This is a genomic window from Pseudogemmobacter bohemicus, assembly GCF_003290025.1.
GTDB classification, from domain to species: domain Bacteria; phylum Pseudomonadota; class Alphaproteobacteria; order Rhodobacterales; family Rhodobacteraceae; genus Pseudogemmobacter; species Pseudogemmobacter bohemicus.
Genome location: NZ_QNHG01000001.1, coordinates 635338 through 660688 on the forward strand (window position 1 = coordinate 635338; position 25351 = coordinate 660688).

The 25351-nt window shown below is 63.0% G+C and carries 24 protein-coding genes; 7 read left to right on the forward strand and 17 right to left on the reverse strand.

The window, feature by feature from the left end; translation table 11 throughout:
- The first annotated feature begins 9 nt into the window (after positions 1-9).
- Complete coding sequence (gene betA / locus DRF71_RS03035; protein ID WP_112309098.1) at positions 10-1659, forward strand: choline dehydrogenase; 1650 nt, start codon at positions 10-12, stop codon at positions 1657-1659.
- 82 nt (positions 1660-1741) lie between these two features.
- Positions 1742-1981 (forward strand): YdcH family protein, encoded by a 240-nt coding sequence (locus DRF71_RS03040; RefSeq protein ID WP_112309099.1) that lies wholly within the window; start codon positions 1742-1744, stop codon positions 1979-1981.
- Between the two features lie 121 nt (positions 1982-2102).
- On the opposite strand, the gene DRF71_RS03045 is transcribed toward DRF71_RS03040, so the two are convergent.
- The 13 genes from DRF71_RS03045 to DRF71_RS03105 all read right to left on the reverse strand — a co-directional run bounded on the left by DRF71_RS03045 (position 2103) and on the right by DRF71_RS03105 (position 14127).
- Positions 2103-3419 carry an NAD(P)/FAD-dependent oxidoreductase gene (locus tag DRF71_RS03045; RefSeq protein WP_112309100.1) on the reverse strand — a complete coding sequence of 439 codons (1317 nt, stop codon included), beginning with the start codon at positions 3417-3419 and terminating at the stop codon, positions 2103-2105.
- Positions 3419-4774: a glutamine synthetase family protein gene (locus tag DRF71_RS03050; RefSeq protein ID WP_112309101.1), complete on the reverse strand. Its 1356-nt coding sequence runs from the start codon at positions 4772-4774 to the stop codon at positions 3419-3421. Before DRF71_RS03050 ends, DRF71_RS03045 begins: the two co-directional genes overlap by 1 nt.
- Positions 4775-4777: 3 nt before the next feature.
- On the reverse strand, positions 4778-5515 hold the full coding sequence (locus tag DRF71_RS03055; protein ID WP_112309102.1) for a type 1 glutamine amidotransferase: 738 nt from the start codon (positions 5513-5515) through the stop codon (positions 4778-4780).
- A gap of 77 nt (positions 5516-5592) precedes the next feature.
- Positions 5593-6927 carry a glutamine synthetase family protein gene (locus DRF71_RS03060; RefSeq protein ID WP_112309946.1) on the reverse strand — a complete coding sequence of 445 codons (1335 nt, stop codon included), beginning with the start codon at positions 6925-6927 and terminating at the stop codon, positions 5593-5595.
- 227 nt (positions 6928-7154) lie between these two features.
- Entirely contained in the window at positions 7155-7985 is an 831-nt protein-coding gene (locus DRF71_RS03065) for an ABC transporter permease (RefSeq protein WP_112309103.1), read from the reverse strand.
- Positions 7982-8863: an ABC transporter permease gene (locus tag DRF71_RS03070; RefSeq protein ID WP_112309104.1), complete on the reverse strand. Its 882-nt coding sequence runs from the start codon at positions 8861-8863 to the stop codon at positions 7982-7984. The genes DRF71_RS03065 and DRF71_RS03070 overlap by 4 nt, the downstream gene beginning before the upstream one ends.
- A 151-nt stretch (positions 8864-9014) precedes the next feature.
- Positions 9015-9728 carry a transporter substrate-binding domain-containing protein gene (locus DRF71_RS03075; RefSeq protein WP_112309105.1) on the reverse strand — a complete coding sequence of 238 codons (714 nt, stop codon included), beginning with the start codon at positions 9726-9728 and terminating at the stop codon, positions 9015-9017.
- A 48-nt stretch (positions 9729-9776) separates the two neighbouring features.
- Positions 9777-10487 (reverse strand): substrate-binding periplasmic protein, encoded by a 711-nt coding sequence (locus DRF71_RS03080; RefSeq protein WP_112309106.1) that lies wholly within the window; start codon positions 10485-10487, stop codon positions 9777-9779.
- A gap of 7 nt (positions 10488-10494) precedes the next feature.
- Entirely contained in the window at positions 10495-11265 is a 771-nt protein-coding gene (locus DRF71_RS03085) for an ABC transporter ATP-binding protein (RefSeq protein ID WP_112309107.1), read from the reverse strand.
- Between the two features lie 199 nt (positions 11266-11464).
- The gene (locus tag DRF71_RS03090; protein ID WP_112309108.1) at positions 11465-12253 is read right to left on the reverse strand and encodes a phosphate/phosphite/phosphonate ABC transporter substrate-binding protein; all 789 of its coding nucleotides are present in this window, start codon (positions 12251-12253) and stop codon (positions 11465-11467) included.
- Positions 12250-12690, reverse strand: a complete 441-nt coding sequence (locus DRF71_RS03095) for a tellurite resistance TerB family protein (protein ID WP_112309109.1) — start codon at positions 12688-12690, stop codon at positions 12250-12252. The genes DRF71_RS03090 and DRF71_RS03095 overlap by 4 nt, the downstream gene beginning before the upstream one ends.
- A gap of 185 nt (positions 12691-12875) precedes the next feature.
- A complete protein-coding gene (rlmJ, locus tag DRF71_RS03100) occupies positions 12876-13667 on the reverse strand; it encodes a 23S rRNA (adenine(2030)-N(6))-methyltransferase RlmJ (protein WP_112309110.1) in 792 nt (263 codons plus the stop codon).
- A 28-nt stretch (positions 13668-13695) separates the two neighbouring features.
- Positions 13696-14127 carry an Lrp/AsnC family transcriptional regulator gene (locus tag DRF71_RS03105; RefSeq protein WP_112309111.1) on the reverse strand — a complete coding sequence of 144 codons (432 nt, stop codon included), beginning with the start codon at positions 14125-14127 and terminating at the stop codon, positions 13696-13698.
- Positions 14128-14336: 209 nt separating this feature from the next.
- Here DRF71_RS03105 and DRF71_RS03110 point away from each other — a divergent pair, with 209 nt between their 5' ends.
- A complete protein-coding gene (locus DRF71_RS03110; RefSeq protein WP_112309112.1) occupies positions 14337-15482 on the forward strand; it encodes a type III PLP-dependent enzyme in 1146 nt (381 codons plus the stop codon).
- Positions 15483-15590: 108 nt separating this feature from the next.
- Positions 15591-16787, forward strand: coding sequence for a DUF2235 domain-containing protein (locus DRF71_RS03115; RefSeq protein WP_408634524.1), 1197 nt, complete (start codon positions 15591-15593; stop codon positions 16785-16787).
- Here DRF71_RS03115 and DRF71_RS03120 read toward each other — a convergent pair.
- The 3 genes from DRF71_RS03120 to DRF71_RS03130 all read right to left on the reverse strand — a co-directional run bounded on the left by DRF71_RS03120 (position 16718) and on the right by DRF71_RS03130 (position 20108).
- A complete protein-coding gene (locus DRF71_RS03120) occupies positions 16718-17449 on the reverse strand; it encodes a DUF1624 domain-containing protein (RefSeq protein WP_112309113.1) in 732 nt (243 codons plus the stop codon). The two genes, DRF71_RS03115 and DRF71_RS03120, sit on opposite strands and share 70 nt — an antisense overlap.
- An 818-nt stretch (positions 17450-18267) precedes the next feature.
- On the reverse strand, positions 18268-18717 hold the full coding sequence (locus tag DRF71_RS03125) for a GNAT family N-acetyltransferase (protein ID WP_112309114.1): 450 nt from the start codon (positions 18715-18717) through the stop codon (positions 18268-18270).
- Positions 18714-20108 (reverse strand): M20/M25/M40 family metallo-hydrolase, encoded by a 1395-nt coding sequence (locus DRF71_RS03130; protein ID WP_112309115.1) that lies wholly within the window; start codon positions 20106-20108, stop codon positions 18714-18716. The genes DRF71_RS03125 and DRF71_RS03130 overlap by 4 nt, the downstream gene beginning before the upstream one ends.
- Positions 20109-20394: 286 nt before the next feature.
- Here DRF71_RS03130 and hemA point away from each other — a divergent pair, with 286 nt between their 5' ends.
- The 3 genes from hemA to ispG all read left to right on the forward strand — a co-directional run bounded on the left by hemA (position 20395) and on the right by ispG (position 24285).
- The gene (hemA, locus tag DRF71_RS03135; RefSeq protein ID WP_112309116.1) at positions 20395-21624 is read left to right on the forward strand and encodes a 5-aminolevulinate synthase; all 1230 of its coding nucleotides are present in this window, start codon (positions 20395-20397) and stop codon (positions 21622-21624) included.
- A gap of 170 nt (positions 21625-21794) precedes the next feature.
- Entirely contained in the window at positions 21795-23042 is a 1248-nt protein-coding gene (locus tag DRF71_RS03140; protein WP_112309117.1) for a helix-turn-helix domain-containing protein, read from the forward strand.
- Positions 23043-23160: 118 nt separating this feature from the next.
- The gene (gene ispG / locus DRF71_RS03145) at positions 23161-24285 is read left to right on the forward strand and encodes a flavodoxin-dependent (E)-4-hydroxy-3-methylbut-2-enyl-diphosphate synthase (RefSeq protein ID WP_112309118.1); all 1125 of its coding nucleotides are present in this window, start codon (positions 23161-23163) and stop codon (positions 24283-24285) included.
- 84 nt (positions 24286-24369) lie between these two features.
- On the opposite strand, the gene DRF71_RS03150 is transcribed toward ispG, so the two are convergent.
- Positions 24370-25119, reverse strand: coding sequence for a DsbA family protein (locus DRF71_RS03150; protein WP_112309119.1), 750 nt, complete (start codon positions 25117-25119; stop codon positions 24370-24372).
- Positions 25120-25351: the final 232 nt, after the last annotated feature.

The following is a 25351-nucleotide window of genomic DNA, read 5'->3' on the forward strand; positions in this document are numbered from 1 at the left end:
GAGAGTGAGATGGTCGCGGATTACGTCATTGTCGGTGCGGGTTCGGCGGGTTGCGCCATGGCTTACCGGCTGACCGAAGCCGGCAAGCGGGTGACGGTGATCGAACATGGCGGCTCGGATTTCGGGCCCTTCATCCAGATGCCGGGCGCTTTGTCCTATCCGATGAATATGGGCATCTATGACTGGGGCTTTCAGTCCGAGCCCGAGCCGTATCTGGGTGGGCGCGTTCTGGCTACGCCGCGCGGCAAGGTGATCGGGGGCTCGTCCTCGATCAATGGCATGGTCTATGTGCGCGGCCATGCGAAGGATTTTGATACCTGGGCGGCGATGGGGGCGGATGGCTGGTCCTATGCCGATGTGCTCCCTTATTTCAAGCGGATGGAGCATTCCCATGGCGGCGAGGGGCCGGAATGGCGGGGGCAGGACGGGCCTTTGCACATCACCCGTGGCCCGCGCGACAACCCGCTCTTCAACGCCTTTATCGAGGCAGGCGCGGCGGCCGGCTATCCGGTGACCCAGGATTATAACGGTCGCCAGCAAGAGGGTTTCGGCCCGATGGAGGCGACGATCTGGAAGGGCCGGCGCTGGTCGGCGGCGAATGCCTATCTGAAACCGGCCCGGGCCAGCGGCAATCTCCAGGTGATGCGCGGTTTTGCCCGCAAGGTGGTGATCGAGAATGGTCGCGCGGTCGGGGTCGAGGTCGACACAAAGGCCGGGCGTCAGGTGATCCGGGCAGGGGCGGAGGTGATCCTCGCGGCCTCCTCGATCAACTCGCCGAAACTGCTGATGCTGTCGGGTATAGGCCCGGCGGCGCATCTGCGCGAACACGGGATCGCGGTTGTGGCCGACCGGCCGGGCGTCGGTGCCAATCTCCAGGACCATATGGAGATCTATATGCAATTCCAGGCGACACAGCCGATCACGCTGTATAAATACTGGAATCTGTTCGGAAAAGCCTGGGTCGGGGCGAACTGGCTCTTTCTTGGTCGCGGCCCGGGGACATCGAACCAGTTCGAGGCCTGCGGCTTCATCCGCTCGCGCGAGGGCGTGGAATACCCCGATATCCAATACCATTTCCTGCCCATTGCCGTGCGCTATGACGGCAAGGCGGCGGCCGGCGGGCATGGGTTCCAGGTCCATACCGGGCCGATGCGCTCGAAATCGCGCGGCTCGGTGAGCTTGCGCTCGGGGCGTCCCGAGGACGCGCCGGTGATCCGCTTCAACTATATGTCGGACCCGGAGGATTGGGTGGATTTCCGCGCCTGCGTGCGGCTGACGCGCGAAATTTTCGCGCAGGAACCGATGGCGCATTATGTGAAAGCCGAGATCCAGCCGGGCGCAGGCGTGCAGTCGGATGCAGAGATCGACGCCTTCATTCGCGACCATGCGGAAAGCGCCTATCACCCCTGCGGCACCGCCCGGATGGGGCGGCGCGACGATCCGATGGCGGTGGTCGATCCGGAATGCCGGGTGATCGGGGTCGAGGGGCTGCGGCTTGCCGACAGTTCGATCTTCCCGCAGGTGACGAATGGCAATCTCAACGGCCCCTCGATTATGACCGGCGAAAAGGCTGCCGATCACATTCTGGGTCGCCAGCCCTTGCCGGCGCTGAACAATGAGCCCTGGATAAATCCCGCCTGGAGGACCAGCCAGCGCTGATTTCTGCCGATTTGATCCGCGTCAAAGTGGTGTGATGGATTAGGTATTAATCTCTCCTCAACACGGAAGAAGGAGACTGCCGATGTCGAACACGCCGCATACGCTGCAAGAGGAATTCCCGGGCGAGGAGGCCCGCATCACCGAGCTGAAGACCTCGAATACGCGCTTCGCGAAACTGCTTGAGGAATATGACACGGTGAATGACCAGGTCCACCGCGCCGAGACCCGGATCGACGCGGTGTCGGAAGAGCATGAGGATGCCCTGCGCCGCACGCGCTCGCGGGTCAAGGATCAGATCTATGCGATGATCAGGGACCGCTGAATTCCAGAACCGCTGAGATCCAGAACCGCTGAGGACTGGCTCAGGAAATGCGGGCGGGGGCAGCGATGCTCCCGCCCGTTTTCGATGCGGCTTTGCCGGTGCAGGTGCCAGTGCGGGGGGCTTACCAGCCCAGCCGGTCGCGCAGCGAGAACCAGGTCATGGCGGTGACCAGCAAGGGCCAGCGCAGCGCCTGACCGCCGGGAAAGCGGCGATAGGGCAGGTCTGCGATCAGATCGAAACCGCCGCTTTGACCTGAGGCCCGACCGGCAATCGCCTCGGAGATCAGCTTGCCGGCGAGCGTCGCCAGCGCCACGCCATGGCCGGAATAGCCCGAGGCCGAGAGCACATTCTTTGCGGGGCGTGCAAAACAGGGCATCCGGTTGACGGTGATCGCCAATGTGCCGCCCCAGGCGTAGTCGATTCTGGTATTGGCGAGCTGAGGGTAGATCTCCAGCAGCGGTTTGCGGACCACCTTCGCGACATCGGGAAAGCGGTAGCCATAGCTTTCCGCGCCGCCGAAGATCAGGCGGTCATCTTCCGACAGCCGCCAGTAATTCACCACGAATTTGGTGTCATGCACCGCGATGGGTTCCGCCAGCACTTCTTTCGCGCGGGCGCCCAGCGGTTCGGTCGCGACCACGAAATTGTTGATCGGCATGACGCGGGCGGCGATGGTCTTTTCCAGAGAACCGACATAGCCGTTCACCGCCAGCACCAGATGGTCGCAGGTGATGCGGGCCTTTGCCGTCGCGGCCACCGGCTTGTCGCTGTAAACCAGCCGGGTGACTTCGCTTTGCTCGAAAATCCGCACCCCGGCGGCGGTCGCCAGTTTCGCCAGTCCGATCACGAAATTCAGCGCATGGATATGGGCGCCGCCGCGGTCGATATCGCCGCCTTTGAACGCATCTGACCCTACCAGAGCGCTGAGGCCCTCGCGGTCCAGCGGCTCGATCTCATGGTAATCATAGTCGCGTGCCAGTTTCTCGGCGTAATGCTTCGCGTGTTCGACCTCTGAGTCATGCCAGCAGGCATGGGCAATTCCGGGGCGCCAGGCCACGCCCTCCATCCCCGCGCTGAGCGTTTTCACCAGGGCTTTCGCATCCTGCGCCATGTCCCAGAGCCGGCGCGCGGCCTCGCGGCCGGCAGTCTTTTCCAGCCAGTCCTGGTCCTGGCGCTGGCCCGATCCGACCTGGCCGCCATTGCGGCCCGAGGCGCCAAAGCCGACGCGATGCGCCTCAAGCACCACGACGGAAAGACCCATTTGCGCCAGATGCAGCGCAGCCGAGAGGCCGGTATAGCCCGCCCCGACCACGCAGACATCTGCCCGGATGTCACCGCTTGCACGCGGGAAAGCATCCAGCGCCACGCGGGTCGCCGCATACCAGCTGTCGGGATATTCGCCCGAGCGGTCATTGGCGTGCAGAAGATTGACCGCCATCACACGTTCAGGAGCAGATGCTCACGCTCCCAGGGGCTGATGACCTGCAGGAACTCTTTGTATTCGTTGCGTTTCACCGAATCGTAGCATTTGACGAAATCAACGCCCATCACCTCTTTCAGGGCCTCGTCCTCATCCAGCAGATCCAGCGCATCGCCAAGGTTCACAGGGATCTCATCCGAGTCGATATAGGCCGAGCCGGTGAATTCCGGGCGTGCCGCTTTCTTCTCCATCAGCCCGAGATAGCCGCAGGCCAGCGTCGCCGCGATGCCGAGATAGGGGTTGCAATCCATTCCCGGCAGGCGGTTTTCGATCCGCCGCGCGGCGGGGCCGGAGATCGGCACGCGCAGGCCGGTGGTGCGATTGTCGCGGCCCCATTCAAGGTTGATCGGCGCCGCGAAATCCGGAACGTAACGGCGGTAAGAGTTCACATAGGGCGCCATCAGCGCAATCGCCGCGCCCATATGGTTCTGCATCCCGGCGATGAAATGGTTGAAGGCCTCGGTCTCGGCCCCTTTGACGCCTGCGAAGATGTTTTTGCCGGTTTTCACATCCACGACAGAGGTGTGGATATGCATGGCCGAGCCGGGCTCGCCCGCGATGGGCTTCGCCATGAAAGTTGCGAAACAGTCATGGCGCAGAGCGGCCTCGCGGATCAGGCGTTTGAAGAAGAACACATGATCGGCGAGTTCCAGCGGATCGCCATGGGCGAGGTTCAACTCAATCTGACCGGCGCCGCCCTCCTGGAGGATGCCGTCGATCTCCAGCCCCTGGGCTTCGGCGAAGTCGTAAATATCGTCGATCACCTTGCCATATTCGTCGATGGCGGAAAGGCTATAGGCCTGTTTCCCCGCCGCGCGCCGCCCCGAGCGCCCCATCGGCGGGATCACCGGCTGGTTCGGGTCGAGGTTGCGGGCGGTCAGGAAGAATTCCATCTCGGGCGCGACCACCGGTTTCCAGCCCTGTTCGGCGTATAGCCCGATGATCCGGCGCAGCACGTTCCTGGGCGAAAAGGGCACCAGATTGCCCTGCTGGTCTTTCGCGTCATGGATCACCTGGAGCGTGATATCGGCGGTCCAGGGCGCGGCGGTCGCGGTGGACCAGTCGGGTTCCAGGATCATATCCGGCTCGGTAAAGGCATCGAACGGGCTGTCGGCCCATTCGCCGGTGATCGTTTGCAGGAAGATTGAATTCGGCAGGAAGTAATTGGTTTGTTTCGCGAATTTACCGGCCGGCATCGCCTTTCCGCGCGCCACACCGGCAATATCGCCGATCACGCATTCCACCTCATCCACGCGGCGATTGCCGATATAATCCCTGGCTGCTTCGGGCAGTTTTTCAGTCCATTTGGACATGGTTCACACTCTGGTTTGGGCGCGCGCCCGCGCGTCACGCGCTGCGCTGCGCTGCGCTGCCCGGGTTTGGTGAGAGAGAAAGAAATCCGCGATCTTTCCGGCCATCGTATTCGTGCCAAGGGGCGCGTCGATCTTCTCGGTCGCAGAATCCAGCGTTTCCTGTGGCACCAGACCGGGGCCGCGATATTTGATCAGCCCTTCGATGAAATCTTTCTTAAATTCCGGATGCGGCTGCACGGTGAACATGCGGTCATCATACAAAAGCCCGGCATTCGAGCAGAAATCGGTCGAGGCGATCACCTCGGCCATTTCGGGTTTCTCGACCACCTGATCCTGGTGCCAGGCGTTCAGCGTGATGGTCTCATCTCCGAAATGGTAATCGGTCGGGCCGACCGACCAGCCGCCTTTGTATTTCTCGACCCGCCCGCCCATCGCTTGCGCAATGATCTGATGGCCGAAACAGATGCCGACGACCGGCACATGTTCCGCATAGGCCGCGCGGATAAAGGCTTCGAGCGGCTTGATGAAAGGGTGATCCTCATAGGCGCCGAAACGCGAGCCGGTGATCAGCCAGCCATCGCAATCATGGACCGAGGCCGGAAACTCCATCTCCATCACGGTGAAGCGGCGGAATTCCAGCCCGCGATCCGCGAGCAGGCGCTCAAAAAAGTCGGGATAATCGCCCATCGTGGGTTTCAGGGCGTCGGGGGAGGCTCCGGTTTGCAGGATGCCGATGATCATGGGGGTGACCCTGAGAATTGCTGTCACGGGAGATGGTGGGTCCGGCCCCGCCTTTGGTCAAGGGGGGCCGGTAAGCGTCACACGGTATCGAGATAGAGTTCGACCAGTTCCTCGGGCGAAAGCTCGGCGGTGTAATGCAGCTCCTGACGCTTGGTCATCACCATATTGGCGATGAGTTCGGGCGGCAGGAAGCGCGCGACATGTGGCGAGAATTCGAACGCGTCGATGGCGCCCTGCCAGGTGGTCGGGATCTGCGGCAGCTCCAGCGCATAGGAATTGCCGCTGATCGGTGCGACCGGTTCCTTGCCGTCTTCGATCCCGGAAAGCGCCGAGCCGAGGATTGCAGCGAGCATCAGATAGGGGTTCACGTCACCGCCGGCCACGCGATGTTCGATCCGCCGCGCCGCCGGATTGCCCGAGGGAATGCGGATCGCGGCGGTGCGGTTCTCATAGCCCCAGCAGATCGAAGTGGGCGCATGGGCATCGGGCACCAGGCGGTCATAGCTGTTCGAATGCGGCGCAAAAAGCAGCGTCGAATCGTGCATCGCCTCAAGGCAGCCGGCCACGGCATGGCGCAGCACGGCGGTGCCTTTGGGGCCGCCGGAATCGAAGATATTGTCGCCCTTGCGGTCGATCACCGAGAAATGCGTATGCAGCCCCGAGCCGGAATAATCGGCATAGGGTTTCGCCATGAAGCTTGCGGCAAAGCCGTGACGGCGCGCGAGGCCCTTCACCAGCATCTTGAAGAACCAGGCATCATCGGCGGCGCGCAGCGCGTCGTCGCAATGCATCAGATTGACCTCGAACTGGCCAAGCCCGGTTTCCGAGGTGGTGGTGTCCGCCGGGATATCCATCGCCTCGCAGGCGTCATAGAGATCGGTGAAGAACACGTCGAACGCATCCAGCGCCCGGATCGACAGCGCCTCGGCCGCCTTGCGGCGCTTGCCGGAACGGGGGCTCAGCGGCACCTGCATCGTCTTGCCGCTGTCGTCGATCAGGAAGAATTCCAGCTCCATCGCGCAAACCGGGGTCAGGCCCCGTTCCTTGTAGCGGTCAACGACCGCGCGCAAAGCATGGCGGGGATCGCCCTCATAGGGCTTGCCGTTTTCGCGATACATCCAGATCGGCAGCAGTGCCGAAGGGCTTTCCAGCCAGGGCATCGGCATAAAGCCACGCTCGGTCGGGCGCAGCGTGCCGTCCTGGTCGCCCTCTTCGAACACCAGCGGGCTGTCGTCGATATCCTCGCCCCAGATGTCGAGGTTCAGGACCGAATAGGGGAAACGAACGCCGCTTTTCACCACGTTATCGGCAAAACGTGCCGGGACGCGCTTGCCGCGCGCCTGCCCATTGAGATCGGCCGCCGCCACACGAATCGTGCGGACCTGCGGGTGTTTTCTGAGCCAGTCCTTCATCATTGATTAAAACCAGCAAGCACGGACGCGTCCCCGCGCCATGGCTCGTGGTGGCCTGAATACCATCCCAAAAGATGGCCGGCCCACAAGATGCGCAAGGATCCGGACCATGCCCTGGTCCTTCCCTTGGTTTGATCGCCTCTCCCGCCGGGCATATGGCCCCGATTAAACGCTGTGATCGAGCGGGTCCGGGCGGGTGCCCGGATAATTTGATCAAATATAGGATACTAGCGGATCAACTGAGGACGCAAGCGAATTCTTTTCCTCTGATGCGAGGGGAGGTGGCGGTTAAGCCGTTTGTTCACCAGGCCGAAGATTCCGATCAGACACAGGGTCAGGACGATGAAATAGAAGGCAACGATCGGATAGGGGATGAAGGGGTTGAAGGTCTTGTCCGCGAAGTAATTGGCGTAATAAAGCGCATCGCCGCGCTGCTGAAAGGCGGGGAAGCTGGAAAAGAACACCAGCGTGGTGGCGTGGAACAGAAAGATCGCCTCATTCGTATAGGCGGGCCAGCCAAGCCGCATCATGGTTGGCCATTCGATGCGGAAGAACCGCTCGCGCCCGGTGATGCCATAGGCGTCGGCAGCCTCCAGATCGCCTTTCGGCACCGTCATCAGCGCGCCGAAAAAGATCTCGGCGCTATAGGCCGAGGTGTTCAGGAACAGCGTGAAAGCCGCCCCCGCCCAGGCATTGGCCAGCCAGGCGGTCGGGATGGTGAACAGCCCGAATACATCGACCGAACCGCGCAGCACGGTGGTGATGAAGAAATAGATCAGGAAGAACTGGATAAAGAGCGGCGAGCCGCGGAAGATGAAGATATACCACTCGGCCGGCTTGCGGATCCATCTGTTGCGCGAGGCCTTGGCCAGCGCGAGGCCGATGGCAAAGACAAAGCCCAAAGCCAGCGCCAGGATGCCGAAATAAAGGTTCCACAGCATCCCCGACCCGATCAGCACGAACTGATCGCACAGGGTGATATTGGTTGTCGGCAAGGCATTCTCGCCGATCCCGACGGAACGCAGCCAAAAGGCCTGGACGGTTTCCCAGCAGGTCATGCCGCATCCTTCCTGAGGGTTTCGCCGGCGCGGGTTGCCTGGCCATGGGAAAGGCGGCGGGTGAGGCGGGCAAGGCCGATCTCGGAAACCCGCGTCAGCGCGAGGTAAAAGACCAGCAGGCCGAGGAAGTAATAAAGCCGCCAGTCGCCATGCGGATAATCAAAGCGCGCCGATTTCGAAGAGCCCAGCTCGCGCGCCCAGTAAACGATGTCCTGGATCCCGAGGAGGAACAGCAGCGGCGTCGCCTTGATCAGGATCAGCCAGAGATTCGACAGCCCCGGCAGCGCATAGGTCCACATCTGCGGCACCAGAATGCGGCGGAAGGTCTGGCGCGGGGAAAGCCCGTAAGCCTCGGCGGTCTCGATCTGGGCGCGGGGGACCGCATCCATGGCGCCTTTCAGAACATTGGCCGCGAAGGCTCCGAAAACAATGGCAAAAGTCAGAACGGCCAGGGTGAAGGCATAGGCCTGATGCACGAAAAGCGAGGCGTTGTTGGGCGGTACTTTCGCCGCCGGACAGACGCGGAATTCAAGGCCCTGGCGGATCGGCTCGGACCAGTCGGGGCAGCGGACCTGATGGGTCAGCCATTCGATCCCCTGATCCAGCGCGATGACGAAAAACAGGAAGAAGACGATATCGGGCACGCCGCGCACCATGGCAGTGTAGATCTTGCCCAGCCATCTGAGCGGCGCGATATGCGAGCGCGCCGCCATGGCGCCGCCAAAGCCGAAGGCCAGCGCCGCCGGTGCAGCCACCAGCAACAGCGCCATCACCGTCAGGAAGGAGAAATAGAACTCCATATGCTTGGGCGTGGTGAGATAGCAGGAAAGCCAGCTCAGCCCCTCGAGGGTCTTCGGATCGGCGCAGAATTCTAACATAAGCGGGCCCTGGCTCGGCAGTCACGATCAGGGTCCCGACGGGGGCTGACCGGTGGCGGAGGGGAACCCCTGCGGGCGGTCAGGCGACCGGCCCGCAGGAGACAGATCCGGATGCCCGCGCGACCTCTCGGCCAGGCGGGCGGGGCCGGGATCAGAACGGGGTGTAATTGCCGTTGAACCACTCATCGGTCAGCTTGTTCAGCGAACCATCGGCCTTCATCGACTGGATGGCGGCGTCGAATTTCGCTTTCAGCTCGGTATCGGACTGGCGCAGGCCGATGCCGATACCTTCGCCCAGCAGTACATCCTCGCCAACGATGTCGAGCCCGTCGCCCACCTGGGTCAGCAGGTAATCCTTGTCGGCCATCACGGCGGCGGCCTGGCCGTTGCGCACCGCAGCGACGGTTTCATCCGGAGTTGCGAATTCGAGGAGCTTGGCGCCCGAAGCCGCCACATGCGCCGCCTGGATGGTGCCGGTCTGTGCCGCGATCACACCGGTATCGACCGGCGTGTCAGCCGCCATGGCCGCATAGGAAGACGGCGAGGGCTGGGTGTAGTTTTCCGAGAAAGCGATCTTTTCGCGGCGTTCGGGCGTGATCGACATGCCGGCCATGATCGCGTCGTAATTGCCCGATTGCAGGTTCGGGATGATCGAATCCCAGTCATTCTTGACGAAGACGCATTCCAGTTCGGCGCGCTTGCACAGCTCGGTGCCCAGCACGATCTCGAACCCGTCCAGCTCGCCTTTGTCATTGATGAAGTTATAGGGCTCATAGGCGCCTTCCGAGGCGATCCGCACCGGATCGGCGGCGGCGATCCCGGCGCCAAGGGCGGTGAGGGCGGTAGCGAGCAGCAGTTTCTTCATTGTCATCTCCCGAAAGATTGCTTTTCTGGTTATGGGGCGGTTCCGGTTTCAGAACCAGTGGTCGTGCATTTTGTCCAGCGTGCCATCGGTCTTCATGGCCTGAATAGCGCTGTCGATTTCGGCTTTCAGGGCATTCCCTTTGCAGACGGCGATGCCGGTTCCCTCATCGGGGATTTCCTGGCTGTAGACATAGGTGAGGCCCTGGCCGGCGATCATCGCGTCCAGATCCTCGCGGCTGGAAAAGGGGCCAAGCGCCAGATCGGCCTCGCCGCGCGCAACCGCGCCCAGTACCAGCGGCTCCGAGCCGTAGGACTGGAAATCCAGCTTTTGCTGGCGCAGCCAGGTCTCGTGCATGGTGCCCGATTCCACTGCGATCCGCGCATTTTCGGGGGGTGGCGCATCGGCAAAGCCCACGAACCATTCCAGCGAATTGCCAAAGGTATAGGGCATCGACATATCCACCACCGCGCGGCGCTCCGGCGTGATTGCCATGCCGCCCAGCACCACATCGAACCGCCCCTCGGCCACGCCGGGGATCAGCTCGCCAAAGGGGGCGATCTCCCACTGGCAGTCATGGCGGGTGCGGGTGCAGATCTCGCTCATCACATCGTAGTCAAAGCCCGACAGCGTTCCCGCCCCATCGCGCAGGATATAGGGGGGGAACGTGTCCTCGGTTCCGATCAGCAAGGTCCGGTCATCGCTGCCCGAGGCAAGCCAGACCGTCGCGAAGATGCCCGAAATGGTGGCGATGCAGGACATCGGGGCCTCAGACCATGGTGGCCGACAGAAAGCCGCGCAGACGTTCGGATTTCGGCTGCACGAACAGCTTCGTCGGCGGGCCTTCCTCTTCGATCCGCCCCTGGTGGAGGAAGATCACATGATCCGAGCAATCCGAGGCCAGTTTCATGTCATGGGTGACAAGGATCATGGTGCGGCCCTCATCGGCCAGCGCCTTGATCACCTTGACGACCTCCTGCTCCAGTTCGGGATCCAGCGCTGAGGTCGGCTCATCGAACAACAGCGCGCGCGGCTCCATGCACAGCGCGCGGGCAATGGCGGCGCGCTGCTGCTGGCCGCCCGAAAGCTGCGCCGGCCAGGCATCGGCCTTGTCGGCGATCCCCACCTTGGCCAGATATTCCCGCGCCTTTTTCTCGACCTCGGCCGGGTTGCGTTTCATCACGGTGACCGGGGCCTCCATGACATTTTGCAAAATCGTCATATGGGCCCAGAGGTTGAACTGCTGGAAAACCATGGAAAGATTGGTGCGGATGCGGGTGACCTGGGCGCGATCAGCCGGGTGGCGCGCCATGCCCTGACCCTTCCAGCGCACCGCTTCGCCCTCAAAGAGCACATCGCCCTGCTGGCTGTCCTCCAGCAGATTGCAGCAGCGCAAAAGGGTGGATTTCCCCGAACCGGATGAGCCGATCAGCGAGATCACATGACCGCGCGGCGCGGTAAGATCGACGCCTTTAAGCACTTCGAGCGGGCCATAGGACTTATGCAGCCCCCGGATCTCGATTACGGGCACCTCTGCCATAAGCCTGATATCTTCCCCTGTTGTTCTTTTCGCCCGTTCTTTTCGCACCGGGCCCGTCCTTCTGTCAGGTTACCGCTGCGTTATCGGTCAGTAGGGCGCAGATCTGCGCGGTTTGCAACGTGGTTTTGCAGCGCGGAAGGGGCGTCGCCCGGCAATACGCCGTTTCCCTTGCGGCAATCTGTAAGGTCGGGCCGTGGAGTCAGTCAGAAGGCCGGGCCGAGGGTCGGGCAGAGGGGCCGGGCGGGCCCGGATCGGGCACTGCGCGGTAATCCGCCCCGGAGGCCGGGACAAGGCCATAAAGATGCAGAACCGCCTGATCCGCCGGGGAAAGCGCGTCTATTGCCGCCTCCAGCGCAGCAAAGACCGCAGCCTGATCGAGGTCCCGGCCGGCGATGAAAGGCAGCGCGGGGGTCGGCATGGTGCGGGTGATTTCCTTCAGCCCGGCGGAATCGCCGCTCCCGTCCTCAGCCATGATCGCCCAGGTGACGGCGTCGATCGCGGCAAGATCGGCCTTGCCGACGCTGACTGCCCTGGCCGAGGCGCGATGGCTGCCGCTGCGATGCTGCGGGTTCAGCCGGATCCCCGCCTTCGCGGCATGATGCGCCGGCGCGGCCCAGCCCGATTGCGAGAGATCGTCATTCCAGGCAAAATCCGCGCCGTCGAAATTGATGAAACTCTGGCGCGGATCATCCGAACGGGCGACCAGTACGGAATGATACTGCCCCGCAGGTGTGTGCGGCAGGCGGTGATCCCCGGCGCCGATCAGCGTGACGCGCCCCATCAGATGCGCGCGAAACGGATAGCCGCAGCATTGCGCCAGCACGAGATCAGGCGAGAGCCAGCCCGCCATATAGGCCCCTTCGCCCCGGGTCAGCCCATCGGGCGCCACGATCCCGTGCGCGCGCAGCCCTTCACGGATCAGTGCCCAGAGCAGGTCATTCGCTTCCGCAGTCCTGGCCGTGTCATACATGCCGAGCGCTGCAATCACAGGCTGCGCTCCGCCCGCTGCCGGGCCTGGGCGCTTTCGACATCGGTAAGGCCAAGAAGGCTTGAGACCATGCGCAACAGCCGGTCCTCTTCGGGATCGCGGCTGCCATCCGACAAAGCCACTGACCAGAGCGCCTGCATCAGCCCGCCGCGATCCTCGGGCGAGGTGACAGCCTTGAGCGCACGGGTGAAGCGCACGGTATCGGGGGCCTCCGCCTCCAGCGCCTCCGCCTCGGCCCGCAGCGCCGCCGCCGCGAAAGCGTCGAGCTGGTGGCGGGTCATCAGGATGCGGTCGATCCGCTCGACCTCCTCAATGGCATAAAGCCCGTCCGTCCGCGCCAGCCGCACCAGCAGCGCAGCCAGCGCCAGCCGGGCATCGGTATCCTTTAAAGGTTCGGGGGCGGGGGCCAGCAGCTGGCGCAACAGGTTCTGAATCATGGACCCGAGTTTAGCGCGAAGACCGGCCCCGCGCCAGCGCCGCCACCTCACGCCCTTGTCAGTCTGCGGGAGCCTCCGGCGGGGATATTTAAGAGACAGATGAAATCAGCCAGGCTTTTCATCTGTCCGGAAATATCCCGGGGGTGAGCGGCGCAGCCGCGAGGGGGCTGGCCCCCTCTGCCCGATCAGCCCAGAGCGGCGAAGATCCGGTCAAGCCGCGCGCATTCCGCCTTGATCCCAAAAGGCGGGTTCACGATGAATATGCCGGTGCCGATCATCCGGTGCCCCTCGCGCGCCGGCGGAAAACGCAGCTCATGGCGCAGCGCCTCGGGGAAGTTCGCCTCCAGCGCGCGCAGCATCGGCACATGCGGCGCATCGCGCAGGATCGGATACCAGAGCATCAGCACCCCTACATTCCATTTCCGCGCCACCTGGGTGAAGAATTTCGGGATATGGTCGTAGTCGGATTTCACCTCATAGGGCGGATCGACCAGCATCAGCCCGCGCCTCGGCACCGGCGGCGTCAGCGACAGCGCGAAGTCGAACCCGTCCTCTTTGCGGATATGCGCGCCCCAGGAGCCCAGCACCCCGACCAGCGCGGTGTTCTCCTGCGGATGCAGCTCGGCCAGATGCAGCCTGTCGGTCTCGCGCAGCCCCAGTGCCGCGATCAGGGGCGAGCCGGGATAGGCATCCGCCCCGAACATGGCGCGGGTTTCCTCCAGCCGCCCGGGGTAGGGGTGATCCGCCGGGAACGCATCCGGGAAAGCATCTGTGAGCCGCCCGATCCCCTGCGCCGCCTCGCCGGTCTTCAGCGCCTCGGGGCCCGACAGCCGGTAAAGGCCGCGCCCGGCATGGGTCTCGATATAGGAGACGGGCTTCTCCTTTTGCACCATGTAATCGAGCGTCCAGGCCAGCAGCGCGTGTTTCTGCACATCGGCCAGGTTCCCGGCATGGAAGGCGTGTTGGTATGACAGCATGGTGGGCCTCGTTGTTCTGATCCTGGCCTTACACCGCGCGGTCGATCCGGGTCGAGAGGTGGATCAGGCTTTCCGAGCTTTTCACCCCGGTCATGGCGCCGATCTGGTCCAGCACCTGATCGAGGATCTGCGTATTGGGGCAGGCGATCTGCAGCAAAAGATCGAACCGCCCCGAGGTCGTATAGACCTTTTCGACCTCATGGATGGATTTCAGCCGGGTCAGAATCGCCGCCTGGCCGCGCGGCTCGATGGTGACCAGCACCGAGGCCCGCAGCCGCCCCTCGCGCGCCGCCTCGCCCAGTTTCAGCGTGTAACCCGCGATAATGCCCGTGTTTTCCAGCCGCTCAAGCCTCGCCTGGATGGTTGAGCGCGCCACCTTCAGCCGCCGCGCCAGTGTCGCCACCGAGATGCGCGCATCGGCGCTGAGAAGGCCGATCAGGCTTCTGTCGAGTTCATCCATGCAATTTGTCTCCCTGTATCGTCATAATAACGATGAATTCAGTCATTTCTATAGTTTTGTTCGGTGAAGTTGTCACACATATGCAGCATCCTTCTTGCAGGAAAAGGGCGGCTCATACGCACCTGGCCTGGTTTCTTCAAACCACGCAGGTGCCCGACCCGAATGCCTGGGGAGGGCGAAGCGTCTTGTTGGCAGAAAGGGAAACGCCGATGGGACTTTCACGGACGATCTTCAACAATCCGACCGAATTCATCCGGCTGCATCAGCCTGAAAATCCGGTGCTTTTCTTTGCTCCGGCCATTGCCCAGGCCGCAGCTCGCCGCTTTTTGCAGGGCTTTCCCGGCCTTGTGACCTATGCGGTGAAATCCAATCCCGGCGAAGAGATGATCGAGAATCTGGCGGCGGCCGGGATCCGGGGTTTCGACTGCGCCTCGCCCTTCGAGATCGACCTGATCCGTGACCTCGTTCCCGATGCCGCGATCCATTACCACAACCCGGTGCGCTCACGGGCCGAGATCGCGCATGCGGTTGCGAAAAACGTCAAAAGCTACAGCGTGGATTCGCGGTCCGAGCTGGCCAAGCTGATCGAAATGGTGCCGGCGGAATCCTGTGAGATTTCGGTCCGGTTCAAGCTGCCGGTGGGCGGTGCCGCCTATAATTTTGGCGCCAAATTCGGCGCGACCGCGGAGCTCGCGGTGGAACTGCTGAAAACCGTCGCCGGGGCGGGCTATATCCCCTCGCTGACCTTCCATCCGGGCACCCAATGCACCGATCCGGAGGCCTGGGCGACCTATATCCGCAAGGCCGCCGAAATCTCGGCCGAGGCCGGGGTGGAGATCGCGCGTCTCAATGTCGGGGGCGGTTTCCCGAACCATCGCCTTTCGGCGGTGACACCGGATTATGATGCGATTTTCGAAGCGATCGGCCGTACCGCCGATGAGGCTTTCGGCGATGCCCGCCCCGCGCTGGTCTGCGAGCCGGGCCGCGCGCTTTGCGGCGATGCCTTCACGCTTGTTGCCCGCATCAAGGCGATCCGCGACGACAGCCATGTCTTCCTCAATGATGGCGTCTATGGCTCGCTGAATGAAATGCCGCAGATCGGCATGATCGACCGTCTTCAGGTGCTGTCGCCGGAGGGTGTGCTGCGTAAGGGTGACGCCCAGCCGCGCATCACCTTTGGCCCGACCTGCGATTCGGTTGACCGCCTGCCGGGCGAACTGACCTTCCCGACCGACGCCCAGGAAGGCGACTTTGTCGTGCTGCATGGCATGGGGTCCTATTCGGTGGTCACCAACAGCCGTTTCAACGGTTTTGGCGAGTTGCAGATGGCGACGGTCCTTTCGCTGACAATCTGACGTGATTTCCACGACTTCCCTTTGCCCCGCCGCTGGACAAACCCGGCGGCGGGGCTAGTCTTTTGTGGGAAGGGGCCGGCAGCGGTCCACCTGGAAAGGACCCGCATCATCGGCCTGCGCTCGCTCTTTTCGCGTTTCTTCCGGCCGCGCCCGCGCGCGGTGGCAGAGCCTGCCAGCCCCGCGCCGCCGGGTATTGCGCGGGGGCGGGTGGATCATGTGGTGATCCTTGACGGCACCATGGCCTCGCTGCGGGAAGATGAGCGCACCAATGCCGGCCGGGTCTTTCTGCTGCTGTCGACCGGCAAGGCCCAGGTCGGGCGCTCGCTTTATTACGACGAGGGGATCCCCTGGCGCGGCTGGCGGCGCATCATGGATGTGATCGAGGGGCGGGGGCTCGAAGAGCAGATCCTGCGCGCCTATGGCCATCTTGCCAGCCATTACCGCGAGGGCGACCGCATCTTCCTCTTTGGCTATTCGCGTGGCGCTTTCGCGGCGCGCAGCCTTGCCGGGGTGATCGCGAAAGTCGGCCTCCTGCGCCAGGATGCGGCAACCGAGCGCAATCTGCATCTGGCCTGGCGCTGGTATCAGCGGCGCGGCAATGATGAGGGCGTCCGGGCCTTCCGCGAGGCCAGCTGCCATGCGCGGACCCCGATCCGGATGATCGGCGTCTGGGATACGGTCAAGGCGCTTGGCCTGCGCTTTCCGCTTCTGTGGATGCTGACCGAGGGGCGCTATGCCTTCCACGATCCGCATCCGGTGCAGGATCTCGATTTCGCGCTGCAGGCGCTGGCGCTGGATGAGACGCGGGTGGTTTACGAGCCGGTGCTGTGGCAGAGCCATCCGGGTGGCGAGGGGCCGGGGCAGGGCGGCGGCGCCCATGTCGAACAGGTCTGGTTCCGGGGCGCCCACGCCGATATCGGCGGCCATCTGGGCCGTTTCGACGCGGCGCTGCCTTTGTCGAATATCCCGCTTGTCTGGATGCTGGACCGCGCGGCACAGGCCGGTCTTGATCTGCCCTCAGGCTGGCGCAAACGCTTCCCCTGCGACCCGGCGGCACCGATGATCGGCACATGGGCCGGCTTTGGCGCCGCCTTCCTCTATCGCCGGCGGCGGCGGATCGGACGGGACCCGAGCGAAAGGCTGCATGAAAGCGTGCCCGAGACCGAAAGGCTGCGTTGGCGCCTCGCGCGGCAGGGGGCCTCCGGTCAGGGTGTCCCGGGGCAGGACGTCCCCCGTCAGGGCGCGGCAGCTGACGACGCGGTCAGCCAGACCAGCAAGGCCAGCATCCCGATCAGCAAGGGCTGATGGATCAGGTAGATCGCCAGCGAATGGCGACCGGGCCAGGCCAGGGCGTTCAGCAGGCGCGAGGGCGGCGGCGAGATCCGGCGCCAGATGTCGAATCTCGCAAAGATCCGCGCCACCGCCATGCCGGCCAGAAACGGCGCGAACCAGGGAAAAACGGGCTCGAAATCTGCCGTAAGCGGCACCTGGCCGGATAGCCCGATCCAGGTCAGAAGCCCGCCAAAGGCCGGATCCGACCAAAACCAGGGCAGGGCGAAGACCAGGGCCGCAACAGCAAGCAGAACCGGCGCCAGCATACGCAGGAACAAAAGGCCCAGCAGCGAGGACACCGCGATGGAATGCAGGATCCCGTAAAAGATCCAGAATTCCGGCATCGCAAACCAGGTCACCACCGAAACCAGTGCCGCCGCCGCGACAATCTTTGCCAGCCGTCGGAAAAAGGCAGGCCAGCGGATCGCAGTGGAATACGACATCCAAAGGCCCATGCCGGCAAGAAAGAGGAAACTGCCGGCAGTCAGCCGCGCGAAATACCAGAAAAACCCGGTGAAAGCCGTTGCGGGCGGGATCAGGCCGAACATGCCCAGATCCAGAGTGAAATGGAACACGACCATGCACATAAGTGCAAGGCTGCGGGCGAGGTCGATCAGAATCAGTCTTTGCGGCACGGAATCCTGCTTTCTTTCGGCCCATATTTACTGACGCCATTCGCGGGCGTTTGCAAACTCACAACCCGTTTGCCTGATCGCAGCCATTCCCCAATGACCATTCCCCGACAGCACCCACCAGGATTTCGACCGGCTCTGTCAGGTCTGCGCATAGTCCATCGGCGAACTCACCTCGACCGGAGGCAGGCGCGGCCGCCGGTCCCGGGTCGTGCTGCTGTATCGTCGGCTTCTTCCTGCGGTCGGAAAGTTTCACCCGCGCGCATCAGGACCGGGCCGACGACGACAGTCCGAAGGATGCTCAGGAAAGCAACCCCGACCACCTCCGCGCTGGCCCGTGACGACCCCGCCCGCCTGCCCTCATGGCACCATAGCCTGGGCCATGAGGGCAGGCCGGAGCGCGATGCACTCCGGGAGGAGGGTTTGATTTCATCCTCGCCAACCTAGCCGCAATCAGGCCTGGCTCCCGGTTGTCGGCCGCCCGAGGCTGCCCCAACACAGGTCAGGCCGGGCAGGGTAGCAAATCGTCGGTCAGTAGGGGCTATGCGCGCTGTTCTGCCCCGGATCAACCCCGGTAACCCCGCGGGACTGGCGGCTCGCCGCACCGGATGATCAGGGGCGCGGGCATGCTGACAAAGCCATCCACCCCTGTTGGTGCGCAGGTTGCTCTGATCACAGCCTACGCGCCCGCCAGCTTTGCATCGCTTGCCGTCACCCTGGATCAAGGGTTGTACCAGAAAGGCAGGAATTAATTTGTTATCAGCAGGATATGATCATTTCCTCTTGATGAAAATACTCCCGCCGGAGGCATCCGCCCGCCTTCACAGGCGCATCCGGTAGCGGATATGCCCGTCGCTTTTCACAAAGGAATCATACAGCGCCCGCGCGCGGCTGTTCGTCTCATTCGTGTGCCAGTAAAGCCGGTTCCAGCCCTTTTTCCTGCCAAGCGCGATCAGGTCTTCGATCAGGGCCCGCCCGATCCCCGCGCCGCGCGCGGTCCGGGTCACGCAGAGGTCTTCCAGGTAGCAATCCTCGCCGATCACCCAGGTCGAACCATGGGTCATGTGGAGCGCAAAGCCCAGCAGCCGGCCCTCTTGCAGCGCGACCCGCCCCCAAAGGGGCGAGACCGGGTCGAGAAGGCGCGCCCAGGTATTTTCGGTCACCTCATCCGGCAGGGTTACCTGGTAGAAAGCCAGATATTCATCCCAGATGCCGCGCCAGGCGGCATGGTCCCCGGCCGCCAGGTCCCGTATTTCCAGCGCCGCGCTCATGCGATGCGGTCCAGCACCCGCGCCCAGGAGCGGATGCCTTTATGGAAGCTTTTCACATCGTATTTCTCATTCGGAGAATGGATCGCGTCATCGTCATTGGCAAAACCGATCAGCATCGCATCCATCCCCAGCACCGTTTTGAAGAAACCCGCAATCGGGATCGAGCCGCCCATGCCGACAATCACCGCCTCGCGGTTCCATTCATCCGACAGGGCCTGGCGGGCGGCCTCGAATTCCGGACGGTCGGTATTCATCACCGCCGCCGGCGAGCCTTCGGGAGTGTTGTCCCAGGTCACGCTTGCATCCGTCGGCAGCCGGGCCTCGACATGGGCGCGGACCTTCCGGCGCAGGTCGTCGGGGTCCATATCGCCGACCAGCCGGCAGGTGATCTTGCAATGCGCCTCGGCCGGAATCACGGTTTTCGACCCTGCACCCTGATAGCCGCCCCAGAGACCGTTGATCTCCAGCGTCGGGCGCGCCCATTGCTGCTCCAGTGTCGAATAGCCCACCTCGCCATGCGGCACGGTATAGCCGACCGATTCGAGGTAATCCTTTTCGTCAAAGCCGCAATCTTCCCATTGCGCCTTCAGTGCATTCGAGACCTCATGCACCCCCTCATAGAAGCCTTCGACCGCGACGCGGCCCTGATCGTCATGGAAGCTTGCGATGATTTTCGCGATTTCGCGCAAGGGGTTGAGGCCAGGCCCGCCGTAATGGCCGGAATGGAGGTCGATCCGCGGCCCGTGCAGGGTGAATTCATCCTTGAGCATGCCGCGCAGCTGGCCCGCAATCGACGGCACCCCGGGCGAGACCATCGAGGTGTCGCAGATCAGCGCGATGTCCGAGGTCAGCTCAGCCGCATTCGCCTCCATGAAGGGGATCAGCGAGGGCGAGCCGGATTCCTCTTCTCCCTCAAGGAAGATGGTGATGCGGCAGGGCAGTGCACCGTTTACCGCCTTCCAGGCGCGGCAGGCCTCGATAAAGGTCATCAGCTGGCCCTTGTCATCTGACGATCCACGGCCCCGGATCACATCGCCTTTGGCGGTCGATTCCACAACCGGATCAAAGGGATCACGGTGCCAGAGCGAAAGCGGATCAACCGGCTGCACATCGTAATGGCCGTAGAACAGGATATGGCGCGGGCCCTCGCCGGCATGGGCGACGACCATCGGATGGCCGGGGGTGGGGCGGGCGCTGGCCTCAAACCCAAGCGCCTGAAGATCCGCGACCAGCCAGTCGGCGGCACGGGCGCAATCGGCCTTCCAGGCCGGATCGGTCGAGATCGAGGGGATGCGCAGCAGTTCTTTCAGCCGCTCGATCGCGTCCGGCAGGGCCTGGTCTATCCCGGCAAGGATCTCATCCAGGCGGTTCTTGCTGGCGGTTGCACTCATCACGGGTCCCTCCGGTCATTGGCTGCGCGAAACCTGCCAGGCGCGGGGCCGACTGTCCAGAGCAGCCGCAGAGATAGCGGCTTTGTGTCCTGGCCAAAGGTGTCGCCTCTGGTCCCTTTGGAGAGGTAGCATTCCGCCTCGCGTACCGTTAAAGCTGCATTTAGAATGATTATACAAGGCAGCGACAATTCGTCGGGTTACATTCGCAGGTGACATGACGCATATCAAAGCCGGGCGGCCCATTCTGTCACAGAATGGCGCGTGCCAAGGACGTGAGGACGGACCCATGAATTACGATGCCGCGCTGGATGCCGCTTTGGGCAAACTGCATGAAGAGGGGCGGTATCGCACCTTCATCGACATCGAGCGCCGCAAGGGGCAGTTCCCGCATGCGATCCGCACCCGCCCCGATGGGTCCGAGCAAGAGATCACCGTCTGGTGCGGCAATGATTATCTGGGCATGGGGCAGCACCCCGAAGTGCTGGCCGCGATGCATGAGGCGCTGGAGGCCACCGGCGCCGGTTCCGGCGGCACCCGCAATATCTCGGGCACCACGGTCTATCACAAACGGCTTGAAGCCGAGATTGCTGATCTGCATGGCAAAGAGGCGGCGCTGGTTTTCTCCTCGGCCTATACCGCCAATGATGCGACGCTTTCGACTTTGCGGGCGATCTTCCCCGGGCTGATCATCTATTCCGATGCGCTGAACCATGCCTCGATGATCGAGGGGATCCGCCGGGGCGGAGGTGAGAAGCGGATTTTCCGCCATAATGACCTGGCGCATCTGCGTGAATTGCTGGCGGCGGATGATCCGGCGGCGCCGAAGCTGATCGCCTTTGAATCGATCTATTCGATGGATGCCGATGTGGCGCCGATTGCGGCGATCTGCGACCTCGCCGACGCGTTCGGCGCGCTGACCTATCTCGATGAAGTCCATGCCGTCGGCATGTATGGCGCGCGCGGCGCGGGGCTGGCAGAGCGGGATCGCCAGATGCACCGGATCGACATCGTGAACGCCACTCTGGGCAAGGCTTTCGGGGTTTTTGGCGGCTATATTGCTGCATCTGCGAAGATGGTTGACGCCGTTCGCTCCTATGCGCCGGGCTTTATTTTCACCACCTCGATTCCTCCGGTGGTTGCGGCGGGCGCCGCTGCGGCGATCCGTTTCCTCAAGGGAGAGGGCGGGCGGGCGCTTCGTAAAAAGCATCAGGACCAGGCCCGGATTCTCAAACTGCGTCTGCGCGCTCTGGGTCTGCCGATCATTGATCACGACACACATATTGTGCCGGTTCATGTGGGCAACCCCATCCATTGCAAGATGCTCTCGGATATGCTGCTGGACCAGTTCGGCATCTATGTGCAGCCGATCAATTTCCCCACCGTGCCGCGCGGCACCGAACGGCTGCGCTTCACGCCTTCGCCGGTGCATGGCGCGGCGGAAATCGAGCATCTGGTGAAAGCCATGGATCAGCTCTGGGGGCATTGTGCGCTGAATCGCGCCGAAGCGTCAGCCTGATCACTCTCGCATGTGCAAAAGATCTTGCCCTGTGTTAGCGTTTTAGCAATACGAAGCGAGGTGAGTCGCGCGAACGTGAAGACTCACCCGGTTAATCAGCCCGGAAATGCCGGCGCCGGACAGGGCGTGGCGCTTCGGGCGGCAGGCGCAGGCTGGGGGACAGGCATCGCATGATCAGCTGGAGGTCAAAACCTCAGGCAGCGGATGAGGAAAAGCCGAAGGGCTTTGACGATTTCGATTTGCGGCTTGGCGATATCATGCGCGGTGAACGCGCGACGCTGGGCAAATCCCTTCTTGATGTGCAGCGCGAGCTGAAGATCAAGGCGACCTATATCGCTGCGATCGAGAATGCCGATATTTCCGCCTTTGAATCGCCCGGCTTTGTGGCGGGTTATGTGCGCTCCTATTCCCGTTACCTCGGGATGGATTCGGATCTCGCTTTCGCGCGCTTTTGCAAAGAGGCGAATTTTACTCCGGCCCATGGCATGTCGGCCCAGGCGGGAACGCCGCGCGCCGCCCAGGCGCGACCGCGCAGCGATTTCTCTGAGCCGCTGGCCAATCCGAACCTGACCTTCGTGCCGCGCGGCGAAAGCTGGCTCTCGAAGGTTGAGCCCGGCGCTGTCGGCTCGCTGGCAGTTCTGGTCGCGCTGATCGGGGCCATTGGGTATGGCGGCTGGTCGATCCTGCAGGAAGTGCAGCGCGTGCAGCTGGCTCCGGTGGATGAGGCGCCCTCGGTGGTGGTGTCTATCGACCCGCTGCAACAGGATGTGTCCCAGCAATCGGCCATGATCGACGAGGCGAGCCGGACCCCGGTGACGCAGACCGCCCAGGCCGGGGCAGAGCCCGATCTGATGGACCGGCTTTACCGTCCGCAGGCGCTGGATGTGCCGGTGTTTGAATCGCGCAATGGCCCGATCGGCTCGATTGATCCGCGGGCTGGCGGGGCTGCTTCCGGTTCTGTCAATGGCACGGTCAGCGGCGTCATTGCCGCCGCTCCGGGTGAGGCGGCGCAGGGTGGCGTGATCCAGGTCACCGCTGATGCGCCTCCGGGTGTTCAGATCCTTGCGGTGCGTCCGGCCTGGATGCGGGTCAGCTCGGCCGATGGCACGGTGCTGTTTGAAAAGATCCTGAACACCTGCGAAAGCTATCAGCTGCCGGCGCTGGAAGATGTGGCAAGCCTGCGCACCGGCAATTCCGGCGGCGTCTATTTCGTTGTGGGTGGCAAGACCTATGGTCCGGCCGCGCCGGGCGCCAATGTGGCCTCGAATATCGCGCTCTCGCCCGAGGCGGTGACTGCCAAATATGCCGAGGCCGATCTGGCGAAAGACCGCGATCTGGCGCGGATTATGACGGCGGATGCCAGCGGAGGGGTGCCGAACCTCGCCGCCAGCTGTGCCACCACGACGCCGGCCCAGTAAGACGCCCACCCGGTAAATGCCGCACTGGCTTTAATGTTATCCGGCCCGGGTTCCGGGCCGGTTGCTGTATGGCACGGGCAGGATTACACAGGCTGGGACAGAACCGGAGTATGCGGGAATGAGTCTCAACCCGATCCGCCCCTGGCGGAATATCGAACGCCGCCAGAGCCGGAAGATCATGGTCGGCAACGTGCCGGTCGGGGGCGATGCACCGATCTCGGTGCAGACGATGACCAATACGATCACTTCGGATGTGCGGGCGACGCTTGACCAGGTGATAAGGGCGGCAGATGCCGGCGCGGATATTGTGCGCGTCTCGACCCCGGATGTGGACTCGACGGTGGCACTGCGTGAAATCTGCCGCGAAAGCCCGGTGCCGATCGTGGCGGATATCCATTTCCACTACAAACGCGCCATCGAGGCAGCCGAGGCCGGCGCCGCCTGTCTGCGCATCAACCCGGGCAATATCGGTGACGCAAAACGCGTGGCCGAGGTGGTGAAGGCCGCGAAGGATCACGGCTGCTCGATTCGGATCGGGGTGAATGCGGGTTCGCTGGAAAAGCACCTGCTGGAGAAATATGGCGAACCCTGCCCGGATGCGATGGTGGAAAGCGGGCTCGACCATATCCGCATCCTGCAGGACCATGATTTCCACGAGTTCAAGATCTCGGTGAAGGCCTCGGACGTGTTCCTGGCGGCGGCGGCCTATCAGCAGCTGGCCGCGGCGACGGATGCGCCGATCCATCTGGGGATTACCGAGGCCGGAGGGCTGACGGCCGGCACGGTGAAATCGGCGGTGGGGCTGGGGAGCCTTTTGTGGTTCGGGATCGGCGATACGATCCGCGTCTCTCTCTCGGCCGATCCGGTCGAAGAGGTCAAGGTCGGCTATGAGATCCTGAAATCGCTGGGGCTGCGGACGCGCGGCGTACAGATCATCTCCTGCCCCTCCTGTGCGCGCCAGGGCTTTGACGTGATCAAAACGGTCGAAAAGCTGGAGCGGCGGCTGGAACATATCAAGACGCCGATGAGCCTGTCGATCATCGGCTGCGTGGTGAACGGGCCGGGAGAGGCACTGATGACCGATATCGGCTTTACCGGAGGCGGGGCCGGCAATGGCATGGTCTATATGGCCGGCAAGCAAAGCCATAAGATGAACAATGACCAGATGATCGACCATATTGTCGAACTGGTGGAGAAACGCGCTGGTGAGATCGAGGCTGAAACAGTCAAGGCAGCGGAATAGAGGCCTCCCGCAATCTGACCAGATTGCGGGTCGATTTCTTTGAAGAAATCGGTCCGGATCCTTTGAAGGATCCGGGGGCCGGTCTTAGCCTTCGCGCTGGCGCTCGACGATCTGGCGCATGCCGTCCAGCGGCACATAACCGCGCACCATGGCGCCTTCGAGCACGAAAGTCGGCGTACCGTTGATTTGCAGCGTGTCGGCCAGTGCGTAATTGGCGTCGATCACCGCCTGGACTTCGGGCGTTGCGGCTTTCGCCAGCAGCACCGCGCCATCAAAGCCAAGCTCTTCCGCGAGTCGCGTCAGCGTCTCGGGCGACATCTCGCCCCGCATGGTGAACAGTGCGTCATGCGCTTTCTTATAGGCATCATCGCCATGCAGCATCCGCACCGCAATGGCGAATTTCGAGGCCAGCACCGACTGATCGCCCAGCACCGGGAATTCCTTCAGCACGAAGCGGATATTGCCGTCGCTTTTCACCAGCTCCTCGACCTCTGCATAGGCCTTTTGGCAATAGCCGCAGCGGTAATCCATGAATTCGACCATCACCACATCGCCCTGAAGATTGCCGCCCGCCCAGTCCGCGGCGCTGTTGAAGATCGCCTCGCGATTGGCCGCCAGCATTTCGATATCCCGGACCGCTGCCGCATCGTCTTCGCGTGTCTGCAGCACCTTCATCGCTTCGATGATGATTTCGGGATTTGACAACAGGTAATCCGCCACCGCCTCGTTAAACGCCTCCGGCTCGGCGGCGATCATCTCTTTCAGGCTCTCCGCCTTTACGGCAGGAACAGACACAGCCGTCAGAAGCGCGGCGAGGGCGAGGGCGGGACGCATGGGAAATCCTTCCGGGTTGATCCTGGGAAGCGCGCGGGGTTCAGTCGGCCGCCTGTAGCGCAATCCCGGGCAGTTTACGGGTTAGCCGAGGGGCAGATCAAGTCAGGGATACTGGCGGAGCGAATCCAATGCCTTGATTGTGATGGATGCAGCGCGTGCCAGGCCTGCGACATGATTCGTCCTGCTGCCGCAAGGGGGTCCTGTTTTTGCCGGCCTCATATATCGGCCAGGG